The following is a 16,635-nucleotide window of genomic DNA, read 5'->3' on the forward strand; positions in this document are numbered from 1 at the left end:
CGGATTCGACTACGTCCGAATCCACTCGGAATTGCTAACGTCTGTTCTTAACCGAAAATCATTAACTTTAAATCCGTAACTGACGGTTATACGAAACCGTTATCAGCAATAACAAACCTCAACACAGCACCTCAACTGCGCCACGCTTATTTCGGTGCGTGTTTCGGAATTGATACGAAAATCCGCATTTTTGCCAACAAAAAGGCTACCCGATTTTCTAATTGCTGATAACGAGTCGCAGATACCAAAAGAAAAACCTTGCAAGGCTACGCCTTGACTTAATATTAATTAAAAAATTAAAATAATGAGAACAATTGAGGTTACTGGCACAAATAATCAAAAAATTACAATTATTATCGATAAAATCGAATATATAAGTCAAACGGTTGATGATAGTGACACCACTATTATTCAAACTAGTAGTTCTTTAATTAGAACTTATGAATCATACGAAAAAATAATACAATTAATTAATAGTTGATTTAGCATCTAAATTTTCACATAATAACATTAATGCTCTTTTACTGTCTTTTAGATTTTTGTCTTTTACGACATTGTAAAGTTCATTAATCAATTGTACTTGATTCTTAGATAATGGTGTTTCACTAGGTGAAACACTAATTTTTAATTTTAAATCCATAATTGTTTGCTTATTATTAATATTCATTTTTAATTCAATCTTTGTTTTTAACCGATAAAAAAGCTAGTTTGCGGTTAAAATAACAGCAGATAACATCAGATATGTTTCATTGCTACGCAATTGGTTTTTCTTTTGTTCGTTGCTCTTAAAACTTCTACCACTTTAAAGTAAACTTTACGTGGCACGTTTTCCGCAACGAAGCATATCTGCGACTCGTTGCAAACAATAGCTCCGAAAAATCGCAGAAGCGATTTAAAAGCTTTACGGAGCGAAAATCTGATTGAAAAATGCAAAATATTACGTGGACTTTTAGCAGGACGCACAAAAACTAAAAGAATTGAAATTTAAAAACTGTTCGCAAACAAAACGCAAATAACACGCTGAATAAAAAATAAAGAAAATCAAAATTTCCAAGCATCGCGTTGACCTCACTCAGCCCCTAAAATGAAAAAATATATTACGAATTCTCTGAACGTGACTAGCAACACGTGTCGCTACATTTTGCAACAACGTGTAACGCGCATTGCTTCTGATTTTCCTCATCGGAAAATCCTCGCAAACGCAAAATGTCTTATTTTTTAACTAACTTTACTACCTAACGCCGCAACACTCGTTACACAAAACCGTTACCAAACATTTGAGAAAAACGCTATTCATATTGACCATTTTAATTTTTCAGCAAAGTCTTTATTCACAAAAAGAAATTGTTGGAAAAGTGGAATTTTATAAATCTGTAGAAAGTGATTACCGAATTTTAGAGTCTTTTCCTGATGGAACAATCAAGAATCTGACTAACCGAAAACATAAAATTAAGATTCAGCAAAAAGATAGCATTTATGAATTAGAAACTGATTCAATCGGAATTTTTAAATGTAGAGTTGACTTCAAAAATCCTATACGAATTAAAGTAAACGACCATTCACCCGTTTTTAACGAAACTTTTGATTTCGACTTAAATAAAATTCGGGACACTTTAAAACTTCGGATATCTGATAAAAAATTAGCTGTTTATCGAGATTCAATAGCAGAACCTGATTTTTTTAAAAGTATAACGAAAAACAAGCCGAAATTGACTTTCAAAATGGCAAAAGACAACTTTTGTGGTATATCGCTGGTTGGATGTCTGACGAGTATTTTAACAATCAGAACAAAATCATAACTGAATTTAAAGTTAAAAAAATTGAGTTCGTTGAATCAAGCAGAGAAGAAATTAGAATAATGTTTAGGTATAATCAAATAATGAAAAAATTAATCGGAATAAATAAAAACGTTTGGTAACACCGTGTATAGCTCATTGCGGCTGAATTCCTAATCGGAATTCATTGCAATTTGCTATCTTTCGGTTACGGCGGAAAATCCTCGCGGATTTCCCGCAACGAGCCATACACAAAACCGTTACCTGCAAGCTGAAAAAAAATTGAAAATGACAAAAAGCATTAAATTTCTGATTTTAATATTTATTATTTCAAGTTGCTCTGCACAAGAAAATTTTAAAGATTATTATTATCAAATTGGAACAAAAAAAGAAATTAAAGTTTACAAATACGTTGACAAAAACAACCCAAAGAATATTGAATATTGGAAAGTAACTACAAACCCAAAAACGAATAAAATTCTAACTGAATCTTTCACAAATGACTTTAGACTTTATAATATATTCGAGGAAGAATTGAAAACAGATGGAGCGGAAATAATTCGCTATGCAGATTTTGAAATAAACGACAATGGACAAAATATACGAATTGATGGAACGATAGTCGATAAAGATGTTTATAAATGGGCTGACAATAATAAATACATTTATTCAGTAAAATACACTAGTCCAAAATATGGAAATGAACAATTTATAAAAGAGAGAACTAAAAATAGCTTTGAAAGCATAAATGTTAACGGAAAAGAATATTCAACATTAAAATTCAAAGATGAATACGAGATTAAGTCACTCGAAAATGACCAGAACTATGAATTTTATCAATTTACTTATTACGCAAAGGGAGTTGGAATGGTTAAATACCAAAGATATCATTCAGACGGAACAATAATTGAATTAGAATTAACAGAAATCCTAACTGAAAAGGAATTCTCTAAACTGAAAGAAAAAGCCAGCAGGTAACAACGTGTAACATGCATTGCTTCTGATTTTCCTTTCGGAAAATCCTCGCAAACGTGACAGATTATTATTTTTTAGCTAACTTAGCTACCTAACGCCGCAACACTCGTTACACAAAACCGTTGCCAAATATGCGAAACCAGAATCAGCGATTTAAATTTCAGCTTTATTAATTCATTCAAAATCTATTTTCAATCCAAAAATTAAAATTTTAATGGATTTTGATTACGCAAAACTGGATTGCTAAACTTTGCGCAGAGAAGATTAAATATCCCAAGGAAAATTCGAACTCAGCCGAAAAACTTATTCAAACCCGATAAACCAAAAACGATAAATTGTTATGAATAAAAATTTCTAAGCACTACTCTATTTTTCAAAACTTTACGGAGAAAAAGTAAAAACCAAAATTCGTTTTCAAAAATATTAATTTGAAATCGGCGGACTAAAAAGCTCAGAAACGATAAAGTGGAATTGAAAATCTAGACGGAAAAGCACATTAGGCAACAACGTTTATCTTCAATCGTGGCTTTGTGTCCTGCGGACACAGACGCTGGCGCGTCAAAGTCATTTCTTTTTATTATCTTCATTTCTTAAATTCCCACAACTGAAAGATAAACAAAACCGTTGTAGGTAATGCAAAAAATTAATCTCATATTTATAATTTTAATTCTGATAACATCTTGTCGGAGTCGAAAATTGGACAAAATTGAGACCAATAAGGTTTCGGATAAAGTCAAAGTGATTGAATTAGAAAATAGTTTTGGCGTAATTTTCCCTGCTGATTTGGAGGTTTACTTTCTAAAAGAAAATGACCGTTTTACACCCTCTGAAGAACAGATTGCAAAAGTCGAATTCGAAATTGACAAACAATACTTAGAAGCTCAAAGAAAATTTATTTATGACCAAGTCTACGTCAGAACATCCGAGGTATATGGAGACCAAGAAATTGACAAACAAAAAGCTTATTCTGACATAATGGAATCAGTCTCGAAAATCGCTAAAAGAATTTCAAAATATGATCGACAATATGTTGGGTACGTTGAAAATGGAAAAAAAATTATTTTAATCAACTTTATTGATTTTAGTAAGGACCCACATAATTTAAAAAAGGATTTAGCAAATGAATTGATTGGAGGTTTTCACGGATGGTTTCAAAGTAATATAATAACACAAAACTTTTACCTAAAAGAAAATAAATTAAGTGTATACTGAAAAAGCACTACCTACAACACCGTATAATTCCAACTAAGGTTTTGTATCCTGCGGACACAGACGCTCACGCGTCAAAGTCAGTTCTTTTTACTATCTTTAGTTCTCAAATTCCCTTAGCTGGGAAATTATACAAGACCGTTGATGTATAATTGCCTGCGGCACGTATAAAGCGTGTTTTCAACACTCCTTTTTATACTAATTATACATCAACGCCACCTGTAAATAACACCTCATTTAGTGGTAGTAGTATATTTGCCATATACGAGAGCTCCACAAGGAAACAATACACAACAACGTGTATAGCGAATGAGGCGTTATTTATGGCTCTCCGTGAGGCACGCCTCACTACGCCATACACAGGTGGCGTTGCCAGTAATATAAAAATAACCTATGAAACAAATCTTACTATTTTTAATTCCATTTTTACTTTTAACCTCCTGTGATTCAATAACTGGAGAAGAAATTGCAAGATTACCAATCAATAAAGTAAGTACTAGCGAAGAAAACTATTTTGAAAAAGAGACTACTTTAAATTTAAAAAAAGGAGAGGAAATTGCTTTTTGGTCAGAAATGGATTTTGAACATTCAGGAGAAGAATCTTTTCTGTTTAGATTCAGAGTTTACAAAAATGACGAACCTTTTGCAATTCTGGAATTTGACCCAACCAATAAAAATATAACTATTGGAGAAATCAAATCAACAATTGGAAATAAAACTAAATGGAGTTTTACTGGAAAAAATAAAGAGTTGAATATAAAAGAAGATGGAAAATATACTTTTAAGGGGATCTTAAAAACTACAAAAAATCCAAGTTTGATAGTTAATAAAGCTATTGTGGTAATTAAAAAATAAATACTACTGGCAACAACGTGTATAGCTCATTGCGGCTGAATTCCTAATCGGAATTCATTGCAATTTGCTATCTTTCGGTTACGGCGGAAAATCATAGCTGATTTTCCGCAACGAGCCATACACAAACCGTTATCAGCAATAACAAACCTCAACACAGCACCTAAACTGCGCTATGCTTATTTCGGTGCGTGTTTCGGACTTGATACGAAAATCCGCATTTTTGCCAACAAAAAGGCTACCCGATTTTCTAATTGCTGATAACGAGTCGCAGATACCAAAAGAAAAACCTTGCAAGGCTTCGCCTTGACTTAATATTTTAAAAAACATGAAAATACAAATCAGAACTAAATTGATTCCAGAGAATACTAATGATATGTACAAATCATTAGGATACAGCGTTATAAACGAAACTATAAAAGCTGTAAAGAATGAATTAGACAAAGAATTAAAAAACTCTGAATGTGAAACACATAAAAACAACACAAGAGGAACCATATTAGTAAGCGGAAATAGCAGAAAAGATGGTATTAGTGTTAAAAAATCTAATTTCTGTTGCGATGATTTCAAGAATTCGATAAAGATAAACATAGATTAATCTTATATTTTAACAATAATTCTTCGTTTTTAGATATAACATCTAATATTTCAGATATTTTTTTTAATTCTTTATTTATTTCTTTTAAATCAATTTTTAATTCATCCATAATTATATTCATTTAGTTAAACATTAATTTATTATTGAATTTTTAAAACTTTAAAAAATTAAAACTTTAATAGGCTTGCCTATGTTTTAGACAATTACTTTATATTTACACAACCCATATGAGGTTATAAATAATAATAACAGCTGATAACATCAGATATGTTTCATTGCTACGCAATTGGTTTTTCTTTTGTTCGTTGCTCTTAAAACTTCTACCACTTTAAAGTAAACTTTACGTGGCACGTTTTCCGCAACGAAGCATATCTGCGACTCGTTGCAAACAATAGCTCCGAAAAATCGCAGAAGCGATTTAAAATCTTTACGGTGCGAAAATCTGACTCAAAAATGTAAAATATTACGTGGACTTTTAGCAGGACGCACAAAAACTAAAAGAATTGAAATTTAAAAACTGTTCGCAAACAAAACGCAAATAACACGCTGAATGAAAAATAAAGAAAATCAAAATTTCCAAGCATCGCGTTGAACTTACTCAAACCATAAAATGAAAAAAATATATTACAAATTCTCTGAACGTGACTAGTAACACGTGTCGCTACATTTTGCAACAACGTGTAACGCGCATTGCTTCTGATTTTCCGCATCGGAAAATCCTCGCAAACGAAAAATGTCTTATTTTTTAACTAACTTTACTACCTAACGCCGCAACACTCGTTACACAAAACCGTTGTACTGCATTTAATACAAATATTATGGAAATAGGAAACAAAATGATAAAAATGAATTGGAAGTTTCGAGTGATTTTTGCGCTCTTAACTGGAATTTTCTACACTTTAATGCTTTGGTTGTTTGATTATTTTTCCGATGAAAATTTATATTCAACAGGAAGTTTAATATTTCAAGGTGTTGGTTTTGGAATTTTGTTTGGTATTGGATTTCCTTATGTGAGTGAAAAATTTGCTGGAAAGTTTTCAAAGAATATGGGAATAAAAATAGAACCGGAAATTGAATTAAATGAAGAAATCGAAATTGAAGGTCCTGCGAACTTGTTTCGCGGAATTGAAGGTGTTGGCGGAAAAATTTTCTTGACGAATAAAAAACTAATTTTTAAATCACATAAAATAAATGTTCAAAAAGGACAAACGAATATAGAATATTCAAAAATACAAGAAATCGTTAAGAGAAAAACTGCAAAACTAATTGACAACGGAATCAGAATAACAACTGACAATGGAAAAAAGTATGATTTTGTAGTTAACGAAAGAGACTTGTGGTTCGAAAAAATAAATGAACGAAAAAAAATGAAAAACGCAGTACAACATCGGCTATAGTTCATTGCTTCTGACTTTCCTCACGGAAAGTCCTCGCAAATTTGCTATCTTCGGTTTACGGCGGAAAATCCTCGCGGATTTTCACGCAACGAAACCATAGCCAAACACGTTGTAATGCATTTGATTAAACCAATAAACAGTTTCACCAAACAAAAAGAATGCTTCACTCATTTAGCCTTTTGAATCAATAAAAAAAGAAATAAATTAGTTAAAAACTAACGAAATGAATAAGAAAATACTCATAATTCTTTCATTACATTTTTTCTTTTCAATTTCTTTTGGCCAGCAAAAAGATACTATTTATGGAAAAGTAAAAACGATTCGAGAAAAAGTTGAATTTCTCACTCAAAAAGAAAATCCACAGTTATTATACTATGATGATTATGGTCATTCTGGATTTATGGGTCCAGAATCAACAATTTCTCGATTTAAAAGTATTTGGTTTTCAACACAATTTTGCTATTACATTAATTACGAAAGACATTTCAATATAAAAGGAAAAGTCATCGAAGATATTTGGTATACAAAAAAAGATTCTTTTATGACTTCATATAAGTACAAATATGATAAAAAGGAAAGACTAATTAAAAAAACTGACTCTTTAGATGGTTTAGTCTATACTGACACTCATTATTACGAAAATGATAAACACGAAAATATCATTAGCCAAAATTCTGATTTAGATTATTTCAATCACAAATACAAGCGTTATAATAAAGACAAAAAACTCATTCGTTTAAAATCATTCGATGATTATGGTACAATCGATGAGTACATCTATAAATATAACTCGGAAGGCAAACTATTGTACAGAATTTATAAAAACCCTAATAGCTGGAGAAAATCAGGAGAAAGAAGTTGGTCTTACGGTGTGCAAGATTCCATTGGAAACATCTATAAAGATTTAGTAAATAATTATGATGAAAAGAATAGACTTATACAAAGACAACGTTTCGATTTATACGAAGATGACGAAAACCATAAAGACCCGAAATTAGTAGAAAATACATTTTACAAATATGACAAAAACAATAATCTTATTCTAACTAAACATATAAATGGCTATATAAAGGTTAAGCCTACATTCAATCATTCTAAATATGACAAAAAGAATCGATTGATTAAAAGATATTGCTGTTCTGAAAAAGAATCAGATGCTAAAAGAATTGAGAAATATGAATATTCAAACAATGAAATAACATCTTTAGAATATACAGAAGAATCTTGGCCATCTAATGAAATGAAGACATACCAAGTGAATTTTGAATACAAATATGACGACAAAGGAAACTGGAATGAAATAATTAAAAAAGTAGATGGAAAGAAATTATATAAGTGGATAAGACAAATAGAATATTATAAATAAAAACGCATTACAACAACGTGTATAATTCATTGCTTCTGATTTTCCTTTCGGAAAATCCTCGCGCTGAATTATCGCCTTTGTTTTTTTACTAAATTAGTTGCTGTAACACGCAACGCATCATACACAAACCGTTACCTTCAATTGCTCCGAAAAAAAAATGCGGATAAAATTGATTGTTTTTCTCTTTAAAAACTCCACTACCCTGCCAAAGTTGCAACATCTTTAAAACAGTAGCGGATTGAAAAGAAAAACGGATAAATATTGATAAAATGATTTTGATTAGCGGATAAAAACTAAAGCACAACGTGGATTTGAATAGCACAAAACTAATATAAACAAAAGCATAACGTGGATTTGAATAGCAAAACGCTGAAAAAAATGCAGAACGGAAAAAACTTAAAAAGCACAACGCTGATTTAAACCCTAAAAATAAAAACCCGTTTTCTATAAAAACATTAGAACTAGCGGAAAATTAAAAGCAACCCCTAAAAAATAACCACCATTGATAGAATAGCAGAGCGTGCCAAGCAGAACGTGTCGCAAAAAAAGGTAACAACGGTTATAATTCATTGCTGCGGAATTTTCTACCGAAAATTCCAGATTTTTTACTAAATTAGTTTCTCAAACGGAAAGAATCCTGCGGATTTTTCCGCAACGAAATCATAACCAAGACCGTTGCAAACAATAGCTCCGAAAAATCGCAGAAGCGATTTAAAAGCTTTACGGAGCGAAAATCTGATTGAAAAATGCAAAATATTACGTGGACTTTTAGCAGGACGCACAAAAACTAAAAGAATTGAAATTTAAAAACTGTTCGCAAACAAAACGCAAATAACACGCTGAATAAAAAATAAAGAAAATCAAAATTTCCAAGCATCGCGTTGACCTCACTCAGCCCCTAAAATGAAAAAATATATTACGAATTCTCTGAACGTGACTAGCAACACGTGTCGCTACATTTTGCAACAACGTGTAACGCGCATTGCTTCTGATTTTCCTCATCGGAAAATCCTCGCAAACGCAAAATGTCTTATTTTTTAACTAACTTTACTACCTAACGCCGCAACACTCGTTACACAAAACCGTTGTGCTTAATATTGACAAAAAATATGAAAAATAAAATAACAATACTTCTACTTTTAATTTCAACTATTTCATTTGCTCAAAAGACAAAAAAAGTAAAAGAAAATGCTGGTTATGGAAAAGCCAAATTTTATGTCTTGAAATCTGACGGAGTTACCAAACACGGAGAGTATAAAATAACGTCATATACACCTCCTTTTCGCAATGTTGTTCTAGGTAATTATAGTAACGGAAAACGTGAAGGAATTTGGACAGAAAAATATGATCAATCAGGTAGTCAGATTAGAATGCAAGGAAATTATGAAAATAATATAAAAGTTGGAATTTGGAAATACTACAACTCAAAAGGAAAACTTTTACAAGAATTTAACTTTGACAAGAACGAATTTGTTACTAATTCAGAATGTGAAACTGAAAACGAATATGAGGTAGAAACTGATGGAGTAATAGAGAGTATGAGATTAACTTGTCCGCCAACACGAATAGGTGGACTTCAAATTTTCACAAAAGATTTATATAGACAAATAACAAAAAAATCACCTTTTGAAATAAATTCAAGTGGCAGAACAACAATAAACATAGATGAAACAGTAAGTTTTTTTGTTTCGAAAGAAGGTGATATAGAAAATATTAAATACTCTGGAAAAGAGGATAATGAGGAACTTTCGAAAGTAATAGAGGATTATTTGACCGAAAATAATGACAACTGGATTAGTGGGAAGTTGAATAATGAAAAAGTAAAAGCTAAGATTACGATTCCGATCAGAATCCGAATGATGTACTAAAAATACTAAGCACAACAACGTGTAAGCGCAATAACGGCGGAATTTTCTACCGAAAATTCTCGCGTTTTTGCTATCTTGGTTGCGTCAGCGGAAAATACTCGCGTATTTTCCCGTTACTGACGCTTACACAAAACCGTTGGCAAACATTTAAACCGAACCGAGAATGGGATTAGATTCAGTTGAATTATTGATGTCAGTTGAGGACAGATTTGGAATCCGAATTGAGGATTCCGAAGCGGAAAAAATTTATACCGTTCAAAACTTTGTGGATTGTGTTTACGGCAAAATAATTACCAATCCGAATGAAAAGTGCTTAACCCAAATCGTCTTTTATCGAATTAGAAAAGCATTTCGGAACTTGAATTTGACCAGAAAAGAAATCAAACCCGAAACCAGAATATCGGAATTGCTCACTCAATCGGAATTGAAAGAAAATTGGCATCTATTAAAAACAGAAATCGGACTTGATTTGCCTGAATTGGTTGCGCTTGATTTTAATCCAAAATTAGGTACTCACGTCAAAATTTTTGGAATTAAAACTATTAAACGAACTACGCCTGTTTCGAGCGGAACAATACGTGAATTGGTAGATTGGACAATCGCTTTGAACCAAGAAAAACTAATTGACATTGAAAAAATAACAAACAAGTACGAAATTGAGCGAATTGTAATCGGAATAATAAACAGAAATATGGGAATACCAATTAGTGAAATTAAATTGGAACACTCAATAACAAATGATTTAGGAATTGACTAAAAAACGTTTGCCAACACCGTGTATAGCTCATTGCGGCTGAATTCCTAATCGGAATTCATTGCAATTTGCTATCTTTCGGTTACGGCGGAAAATCATAGCTGATTTTCCGCAACGAGCCATACACAAGACCGTTGTAGCACATTTGATGAAAAAACTGCAAAAAATAGAATTAATAGATAAAATCGGAAGAGAACTTCAAGAGAGAATGAAGTTCAACGAAATTGATGGCTATTTTGAAAGTTACGGAATACCAACTGACCACCAACCAAGTTACAACAGTAAATACGTTTATGTTAAGGAAGTTTTACCGAAAGTAGAAGATGATATTGTATTAGAAATAGCCTCTGAATTAGGAATTGAACACGAAGCTGTTTCTTCAATTCATATTAAAGTAAAGGAAAGTGAAGCAACATTTTGGAAACCTGGGCACTTTAAACTTTTTATCAGTCATTTAGCAAGTTTTAAAAAAACAATTGGAATTCTAAAAGCAGAATTGGAAAAATATGGAATTTCATCATTTGTAGCACACGAAGATATTGAACCGACTAAACAATGGCAGGACGAAATAGAAAAAGGACTATTTTCAATGGATGCGTTTTGTGCTGTACTAATGGAAGGATTTAAAGAAAGCAATTGGACTGACCAAGAAGTCGGAGTTGCTGTTGGTAGAAACGTACTAATTATACCTATTCGCAGAGGACTTGACCCTTATGGATTTATCGGAAAATACCAAGGATTTCAGGCAATCGGAAAAAACGTAGGTCAAGTAGCAGAAGGAATATTTGAAATTATATCTAGAAACGAAAAGACAAAAGGAAAATATTTGAATACTCTGGTTGAATTAATTTTACTTTCAAATACTGCGAATCAAGGAATTGAAAGACTAAAAGCGCTAAATAAAATTAAAGATTTACCGAAAGAGAAAGTTGAATATTTACAAGACAAAATAATAGATAACGAGAATCTCAAAGAAACTAGATTTCTAAACCCTTTTAATGAAATAGCGTGGAAATATAAATTGGATGGATTAAGTCTAAAATCATTTGAAAAAGCCAAGGAAGAAGATTATGACGATTTACCATTTTAAAAAACGTGCTACAACAATGTATAACCGCAATTACGGCGGATTCGACTACGTCCGAATCCACTCGGAATTGCTAAGGCTAGTGTCTAAACCGAAAATTAACGCATATTAACCCGTAACTGACGGTTATACGAGACCGTTACCACCAATTAGAATGAAAAGCTACGAACTGACAATATTTAATCAATCAAGGGTTATAACTGTAGTCTTTCTGTTTCCTGTAATACTATTGGGTTCTTTATTTGCAGGATTAGAACTTATGCCGAAAAGCTATTTTTGGATTGTTTCCATTCCAATGTTTGCCGGACTTTCAGGACTGATATACTATTTCGCCAAAGGAGATTTAATCGTTGACTTTGATGATGAAACTTTACTTTTCAATTGGAAAAAGAAACTCATTTTTAATTACGATGCAATAGAACCAATACCAGTTAAGGACATTAAGACAGTTGTAATTGACCAAGGCGAATTATTGAGAAAAATAATCACTTCTGACCGAGAAGTTAAAATTAGCAATGGGAAATTGCTAATGAAGGACTCACAGAAGTTTATAGCATTTTTGCGTTCATCTATCAGCCAAAATGGAGGAAGAGTTATTGACAGTTGGGACGTTTGGCAAGAGAAAGGATATCTAAAATGGGCTCTAAAAATCAATACGGTGATTATTATTTCAATTGTTGGAATAATCGTAGCATTCGGAGTAATTAAAGGATTTGACAAAATACCGCCAGCAAGTTTCTTTATGTTGGTATTCTTATTACCTCAAATACTTTTATACCAAAGACAGATGAAAGAAAAATAAAAAAAGGTGGTAACACTGTATATAGCAAATAGGGCGTTTGGTGTTTTACGAAAGTTTAGTGCTATTTACAAAGACCGCCAAATCGTTGATTTGGCTTTTAAAATGAATAAATTAAAAACAAAATACAACGCTTTGGCTCAGTGCAAAATCGAAAGTTTATCGCTTTCTACAGCCCTAATTGCCATATACTAATCGTTGCCCACAATATGAAAAAAACTTCGAGAATATTAATAACGCTTCTGATTTTAACGAGTATTTCGTGCAAATCTCAAACTAAATCTGAAAATAAAATGACTGAATTCTCTAAAGTAACGACTGAAAAAGGAACATACAATCGCTTTATTTTAGTTAAAGGAAGAAATCTAAAAGACATACAACCAAAAATTCAAGAATGGGTGGAAATATTTGGAGCGGGAGAACCTGTAAATTTGACAATCAATAAAACGGATTTTAATTCTTGGACTTTAATAAAATTACCTAAAAATGAATTATTAACTGCTTATAATTATCACAACCTTGTTTACTGGTTTTTAGGTACTCCACCAGAAGACCAAAATTATGCTGATTACTCAATCGGAATATCAATCGACAAAAACGGAGAATCAACATATCTGATTTACAACGATTATGATTTAAGAGAAAAAATAGCAACTAATGATGATGTTTTCGGAATATCGGAAAAGAATCAGAAATTTATTTTGAGCATTCCATTTGATGAATTAAAAGCGAGTAAGAATAAAGAAATTGCGGATTTTGACAAGTTTTTAAACAAAAATGGAATTGATTTAAACAAAATAAAAACCGACAAACTAAATTGGACTGAATTACAAATTAAAGTGGAATAAAAAATACTGTGGGCAACACCGGCTATAGTTCATTGCTTCTGACTTTCCTCTCGGAAAGTCCTCGCAAATTTGCTATCTTCGGTTTACGGCGGAAAATCCTCGCGGATTTTCACGCAACGAAACCATAGCCAAAACCGTTGTGTGCAAGCTGAAAAATGAACTACGAAAAGAACAAAATAGAACTTGAAGAAAATGGATTTTCCGTTTTAGCTGACTTGTATTCGGACATAGAAATAAGTGGAATTTTAGCTTGTATCGAAAATGCTGAACAGGACGGAAATTCGTTTATGAAAACAAAGGATTTATTTGCGATTAGACAATTAATCAAAAATGTACCTGAATTGAGTGACTTGCTGTTTAACGAAAAGCTGATTGAATTAATTTCCGAACTTTCCGAATCTGAATATTTTCTGACCAAAGCAATCTATTTTGACAAACCAAGCGAATCGAATTGGTTTGTGGCTTATCATCAAGATTTGAGCATTTCGGTTGACCAAAAAACGGAATTGGAAAATTATACAAATTGGACTTTTAAAAAAGGTCAATACGGAGTTCAACCACCAATTAAGGTTTTGGAAGACACGATAACAATCCGAATTCATTTAGACAAAACGGACAAAAATAACGGAGCTTTAAAAGTAATTCCTAAATCGCATCTCAAAGGAATAATTCGAGCTGAATCAAAAGATTGGAATTTAGAAAATGAATTTATCTGTGAAGTCGAAAAAGGCGGAGCAATGTTAATGAAACCTTTGACTTTACACGCTTCGAACAGAACAACAAACGGAAAGAAAAGACGAGTAATACATTTAGAATTTAATAAACATAATCTGACTAAACCGCTGAATTGGTTAGAACATTATGGAATAAAAAAGCCAGCACACAACAATGTATAACCGCAATTACGGCGGATTCGACTACGTCCGAATCCACTCGAAATTGCTAACGTCTGTGCTTAATCCGAAAATAATCGCTAATTTAACCCGTAACTGACGGTTATACGAGAACGTTGCCAAATATGCGAAACCAGAATCAGCGGTTTAAATCTCAGCTTTATTAATTTATTCAAAATCTATTTTCAATCCGAAAATTGAAATTTTAAAAACTTAACGGATTTTGATTATGCAAAACTGGATCGCTAAACTTTGCGCAGAGAAGATTAAAAATCCTAAAGAAAATTTGAACTCAGGAGAAAAACTTACTCAAACTCGATAAACCGAAAACGATAAATTGTTGCGGATAAAAAGTTCTTAGCACTACTCTATTTTTAAAATCTTTGCGGAGAAAAATTAAAACTGAAATTCGTTTTCAAAAGAATATTAAAACTTAGTTGACAAAGAAAATCAGAAACGATAAAGTGGTCGTTAAAAGCAAAACGCAAAAGCACATTAGGCAACAACGTTTATCTTCAATCGTGGTGTCGTGTCCTACGGACACGAACGCTTACGCGTCAAAGTCATTTCTTTTTACTATCTTCATTTTCCAATTCCCACAACTGAAAGATAAACAAAACCGTTGTAATGCATTTGGAATAAAAACATTACATTAACAAAGATAAGGAATTAATATGACACAAGATGAAGTTGAACAAGTGAATTATGCATTAGAATACAAAGACTATATAATCGGATTCTTAACAATAGTATGTACTGTTATTTTTTACTTAATGAAGAAAAAAGACGAAACAATAAAGAGAAAAGAAGAGGAAATTAAAGCTATACAAGAAAAACTATCTGATAAAAAATATAATCTATATCATAGAATGTACTCTGTTGTGTTTGACCTTATTAAAAAGAAAAATATTAGTCAACAAAAATTAACTGAAGAGCTAATTGATATAAAAAAAGAAATGTTCATATATGCACCAGACGATGTTTTATTAAACTTTTTGGATTGGAATAATAATGTGCAAGAAAACGGACTTGACACAAATACTGTTAACGAAAATATGATGAAGTATTTTAAAATACTTTCATTAATAAGAAAAGATATGGGTAATCATAAAACAATTATAGACGCAGAGGATATTTTCAAGTCTTTAATTATAAAGTGATTTAATATATTTAAAAAGATAATATAAAGCAAACACAAAAACAGCAGACAAACCACCACAAACTAAAGAAAAAACATCAAATGACATAATAAAAACGCATTACAACAACGTGTATAATTAATAGCAGACGCTGTATTAAACTTAAACTTATATTTTACTTGCGTATTATTAGTTATACCTAAAAATATTAATATTTTTCTCTGCTACTATTCATACACAAACCGTTGTACCACATTCAAACTAACTAAAAAATATATTATGAATAAAATGACTAAAGAAGAAGCTGAAAATGAGCTGTACGAATTATGGCAAAATGGTGAAATCCCAAGTAATTTTACTCATGAACATTCTGAATACGACAGAGCTATTGAACAAATGATGAAAACTGGAAAGCTCGAATACACTGATTTTTTCTCAAAGTTCTAAAATCGAATTAATTGAGAAAAATTAAATCGAAATTTAATATTTTAAAGATTGGAAAGTTTCGTTTCTATTCAGGACTATTAATTGGACTTATTTATAGCTATTTAATAAATTTACTACTAAATCTTTTAGTAAAATCAAAAGATATAACTTATGCTCTTTCGGATGGAAATTGGTCAAAATTTTTAAATTCAGAAGTTAATTTTTATTACTCATTTCTAATAGGTCTTTTGTCAGCAAGCATTGCATTTTGTTTTACAACATATATTTGGATGAGTAAAATTTATATAAAAAACAAAAGAGAAAAACTGAAAATCAGATATTCTCAAACAAATGCTATTTTTACTTTTGGTTTAATATTTTTAATTTTAATACGGTTTTATCAAATATATTTTCAATTTAATTTCAGCGGTTTTTCTTTAAATCTAAAAAATGAATATGGGGTTTGTTTATATTTTCTTCCTGCTTTCATATTTATGAATAATTGGAATAATATTTCAAGAATATATAGAACAAGGAAAAGTTTTTTTATTTCATTGATAATAATTTTAGTTTATGGATTTATATTAAGTCAATAAAAAACGTGGTACAACACCGTATAACAACAATTGCGGCTTTGTGTCCTGCGGAC

At 31.4% G+C, this 16,635-nt stretch carries 17 protein-coding genes; 16 read left to right on the forward strand and 1 reads right to left on the reverse strand.

Features of this window, described 5'->3' with window-relative positions; translation table 11 throughout:
- Positions 1-466: 466 nt before the first annotated feature.
- Entirely contained in the window at positions 467-667 is a 201-nt protein-coding gene (locus R3L15_RS12335) for a hypothetical protein (RefSeq protein WP_338731368.1), read from the reverse strand.
- Between the two features lie 610 nt (positions 668-1,277).
- Between R3L15_RS12335 and R3L15_RS12340 the strand changes: the two genes are divergently transcribed.
- The 16 genes from R3L15_RS12340 to R3L15_RS12415 all read left to right on the forward strand — a co-directional run bounded on the left by R3L15_RS12340 (position 1,278) and on the right by R3L15_RS12415 (position 16,582).
- Entirely contained in the window at positions 1,278-1,799 is a 522-nt protein-coding gene (locus R3L15_RS12340) for a hypothetical protein (RefSeq protein ID WP_338732017.1), read from the forward strand.
- 264 nt (positions 1,800-2,063) lie between these two features.
- Positions 2,064-2,753 carry a hypothetical protein gene (locus tag R3L15_RS12345; protein ID WP_338732018.1) on the forward strand — a complete coding sequence of 230 codons (690 nt, stop codon included), beginning with the start codon at positions 2,064-2,066 and terminating at the stop codon, positions 2,751-2,753.
- 693 nt (positions 2,754-3,446) lie between these two features.
- Positions 3,447-3,962: a hypothetical protein gene (locus tag R3L15_RS12350; protein WP_338732019.1), complete on the forward strand. Its 516-nt coding sequence runs from the start codon at positions 3,447-3,449 to the stop codon at positions 3,960-3,962.
- A gap of 390 nt (positions 3,963-4,352) precedes the next feature.
- Positions 4,353-4,814, forward strand: a complete 462-nt coding sequence (locus R3L15_RS12355) for a hypothetical protein (RefSeq protein WP_338732020.1) — start codon at positions 4,353-4,355, stop codon at positions 4,812-4,814.
- A gap of 325 nt (positions 4,815-5,139) precedes the next feature.
- Complete coding sequence (locus tag R3L15_RS12360) at positions 5,140-5,409, forward strand: hypothetical protein (protein ID WP_338732021.1); 270 nt, start codon at positions 5,140-5,142, stop codon at positions 5,407-5,409.
- Between the two features lie 818 nt (positions 5,410-6,227).
- Positions 6,228-6,806 (forward strand): GRAM domain-containing protein, encoded by a 579-nt coding sequence (locus tag R3L15_RS12365; protein ID WP_338732022.1) that lies wholly within the window; start codon positions 6,228-6,230, stop codon positions 6,804-6,806.
- A 541-nt stretch (positions 6,807-7,347) separates the two neighbouring features.
- Complete coding sequence (locus tag R3L15_RS12370; RefSeq protein ID WP_338732023.1) at positions 7,348-8,172, forward strand: hypothetical protein; 825 nt, start codon at positions 7,348-7,350, stop codon at positions 8,170-8,172.
- 1,109 nt (positions 8,173-9,281) lie between these two features.
- Positions 9,282-10,040, forward strand: a complete 759-nt coding sequence (locus R3L15_RS12375) for a hypothetical protein (RefSeq protein ID WP_338732024.1) — start codon at positions 9,282-9,284, stop codon at positions 10,038-10,040.
- Positions 10,041-10,203: 163 nt separating this feature from the next.
- Entirely contained in the window at positions 10,204-10,797 is a 594-nt protein-coding gene (locus R3L15_RS14280) for a phosphopantetheine-binding protein (RefSeq protein WP_338732025.1), read from the forward strand.
- A gap of 145 nt (positions 10,798-10,942) precedes the next feature.
- Positions 10,943-11,884 carry a toll/interleukin-1 receptor domain-containing protein gene (locus R3L15_RS12385; protein ID WP_338732026.1) on the forward strand — a complete coding sequence of 314 codons (942 nt, stop codon included), beginning with the start codon at positions 10,943-10,945 and terminating at the stop codon, positions 11,882-11,884.
- A 151-nt stretch (positions 11,885-12,035) separates the two neighbouring features.
- Positions 12,036-12,683, forward strand: a complete 648-nt coding sequence (locus R3L15_RS12390) for a hypothetical protein (RefSeq protein ID WP_338732028.1) — start codon at positions 12,036-12,038, stop codon at positions 12,681-12,683.
- 206 nt (positions 12,684-12,889) lie between these two features.
- Entirely contained in the window at positions 12,890-13,528 is a 639-nt protein-coding gene (locus R3L15_RS12395; protein WP_338732030.1) for a hypothetical protein, read from the forward strand.
- Between the two features lie 155 nt (positions 13,529-13,683).
- Entirely contained in the window at positions 13,684-14,424 is a 741-nt protein-coding gene (locus tag R3L15_RS12400; RefSeq protein WP_338732032.1) for a phytanoyl-CoA dioxygenase family protein, read from the forward strand.
- A gap of 671 nt (positions 14,425-15,095) precedes the next feature.
- The gene (locus R3L15_RS12405) at positions 15,096-15,581 is read left to right on the forward strand and encodes a hypothetical protein (protein ID WP_338732033.1); all 486 of its coding nucleotides are present in this window, start codon (positions 15,096-15,098) and stop codon (positions 15,579-15,581) included.
- A 267-nt stretch (positions 15,582-15,848) separates the two neighbouring features.
- Positions 15,849-16,007 carry a hypothetical protein gene (locus R3L15_RS12410; RefSeq protein ID WP_338732034.1) on the forward strand — a complete coding sequence of 53 codons (159 nt, stop codon included), beginning with the start codon at positions 15,849-15,851 and terminating at the stop codon, positions 16,005-16,007.
- A gap of 11 nt (positions 16,008-16,018) precedes the next feature.
- Positions 16,019-16,582: a hypothetical protein gene (locus R3L15_RS12415; protein ID WP_338732035.1), complete on the forward strand. Its 564-nt coding sequence runs from the start codon at positions 16,019-16,021 to the stop codon at positions 16,580-16,582.
- The last annotated feature ends 53 nt before the right edge of the window (positions 16,583-16,635 follow it).

Source organism: Mangrovimonas cancribranchiae, assembly GCF_037126245.1.
Lineage (GTDB): Bacteria > Bacteroidota > Bacteroidia > Flavobacteriales > Flavobacteriaceae > Mangrovimonas > Mangrovimonas cancribranchiae.

Excerpts from the sequence above, each read along its gene's own strand:
- R3L15_RS12355 (WP_338732020.1), top strand. The coding sequence starts at position 4,353 with ATGAAACAAATCTTACTATTTTTAATTCCATTTTTACTTTTAACCTCC.
- R3L15_RS12410 (WP_338732034.1), top strand. The coding sequence starts at position 15,849 with ATGACTAAAGAAGAAGCTGAAAATGAGCTGTACGAATTATGGCAAAAT.
- R3L15_RS12335 (WP_338731368.1), bottom strand. The coding sequence starts at position 667 with ATGAATATTAATAATAAGCAAACAATTATGGATTTAAAATTAAAAATT.
- R3L15_RS14280 (WP_338732025.1), top strand. The coding sequence starts at position 10,204 with ATGGGATTAGATTCAGTTGAATTATTGATGTCAGTTGAGGACAGATTT.
- R3L15_RS12365 (WP_338732022.1), top strand. The coding sequence starts at position 6,228 with ATGGAAATAGGAAACAAAATGATAAAAATGAATTGGAAGTTTCGAGTG.
- R3L15_RS12345 (WP_338732018.1), top strand. The coding sequence starts at position 2,064 with ATGACAAAAAGCATTAAATTTCTGATTTTAATATTTATTATTTCAAGT.
- R3L15_RS12400 (WP_338732032.1), top strand. The coding sequence starts at position 13,684 with ATGAACTACGAAAAGAACAAAATAGAACTTGAAGAAAATGGATTTTCC.
- R3L15_RS12395 (WP_338732030.1), top strand. The coding sequence starts at position 12,890 with ATGAAAAAAACTTCGAGAATATTAATAACGCTTCTGATTTTAACGAGT.
- R3L15_RS12360 (WP_338732021.1), top strand. The coding sequence starts at position 5,140 with ATGAAAATACAAATCAGAACTAAATTGATTCCAGAGAATACTAATGAT.
- R3L15_RS12405 (WP_338732033.1), top strand. The coding sequence starts at position 15,096 with ATGACACAAGATGAAGTTGAACAAGTGAATTATGCATTAGAATACAAA.
- R3L15_RS12370 (WP_338732023.1), top strand. The coding sequence starts at position 7,348 with ATGACTTCATATAAGTACAAATATGATAAAAAGGAAAGACTAATTAAA.
- R3L15_RS12375 (WP_338732024.1), top strand. The coding sequence starts at position 9,282 with ATGAAAAATAAAATAACAATACTTCTACTTTTAATTTCAACTATTTCA.
- R3L15_RS12385 (WP_338732026.1), top strand. The coding sequence starts at position 10,943 with ATGAAAAAACTGCAAAAAATAGAATTAATAGATAAAATCGGAAGAGAA.
- R3L15_RS12390 (WP_338732028.1), top strand. The coding sequence starts at position 12,036 with ATGAAAAGCTACGAACTGACAATATTTAATCAATCAAGGGTTATAACT.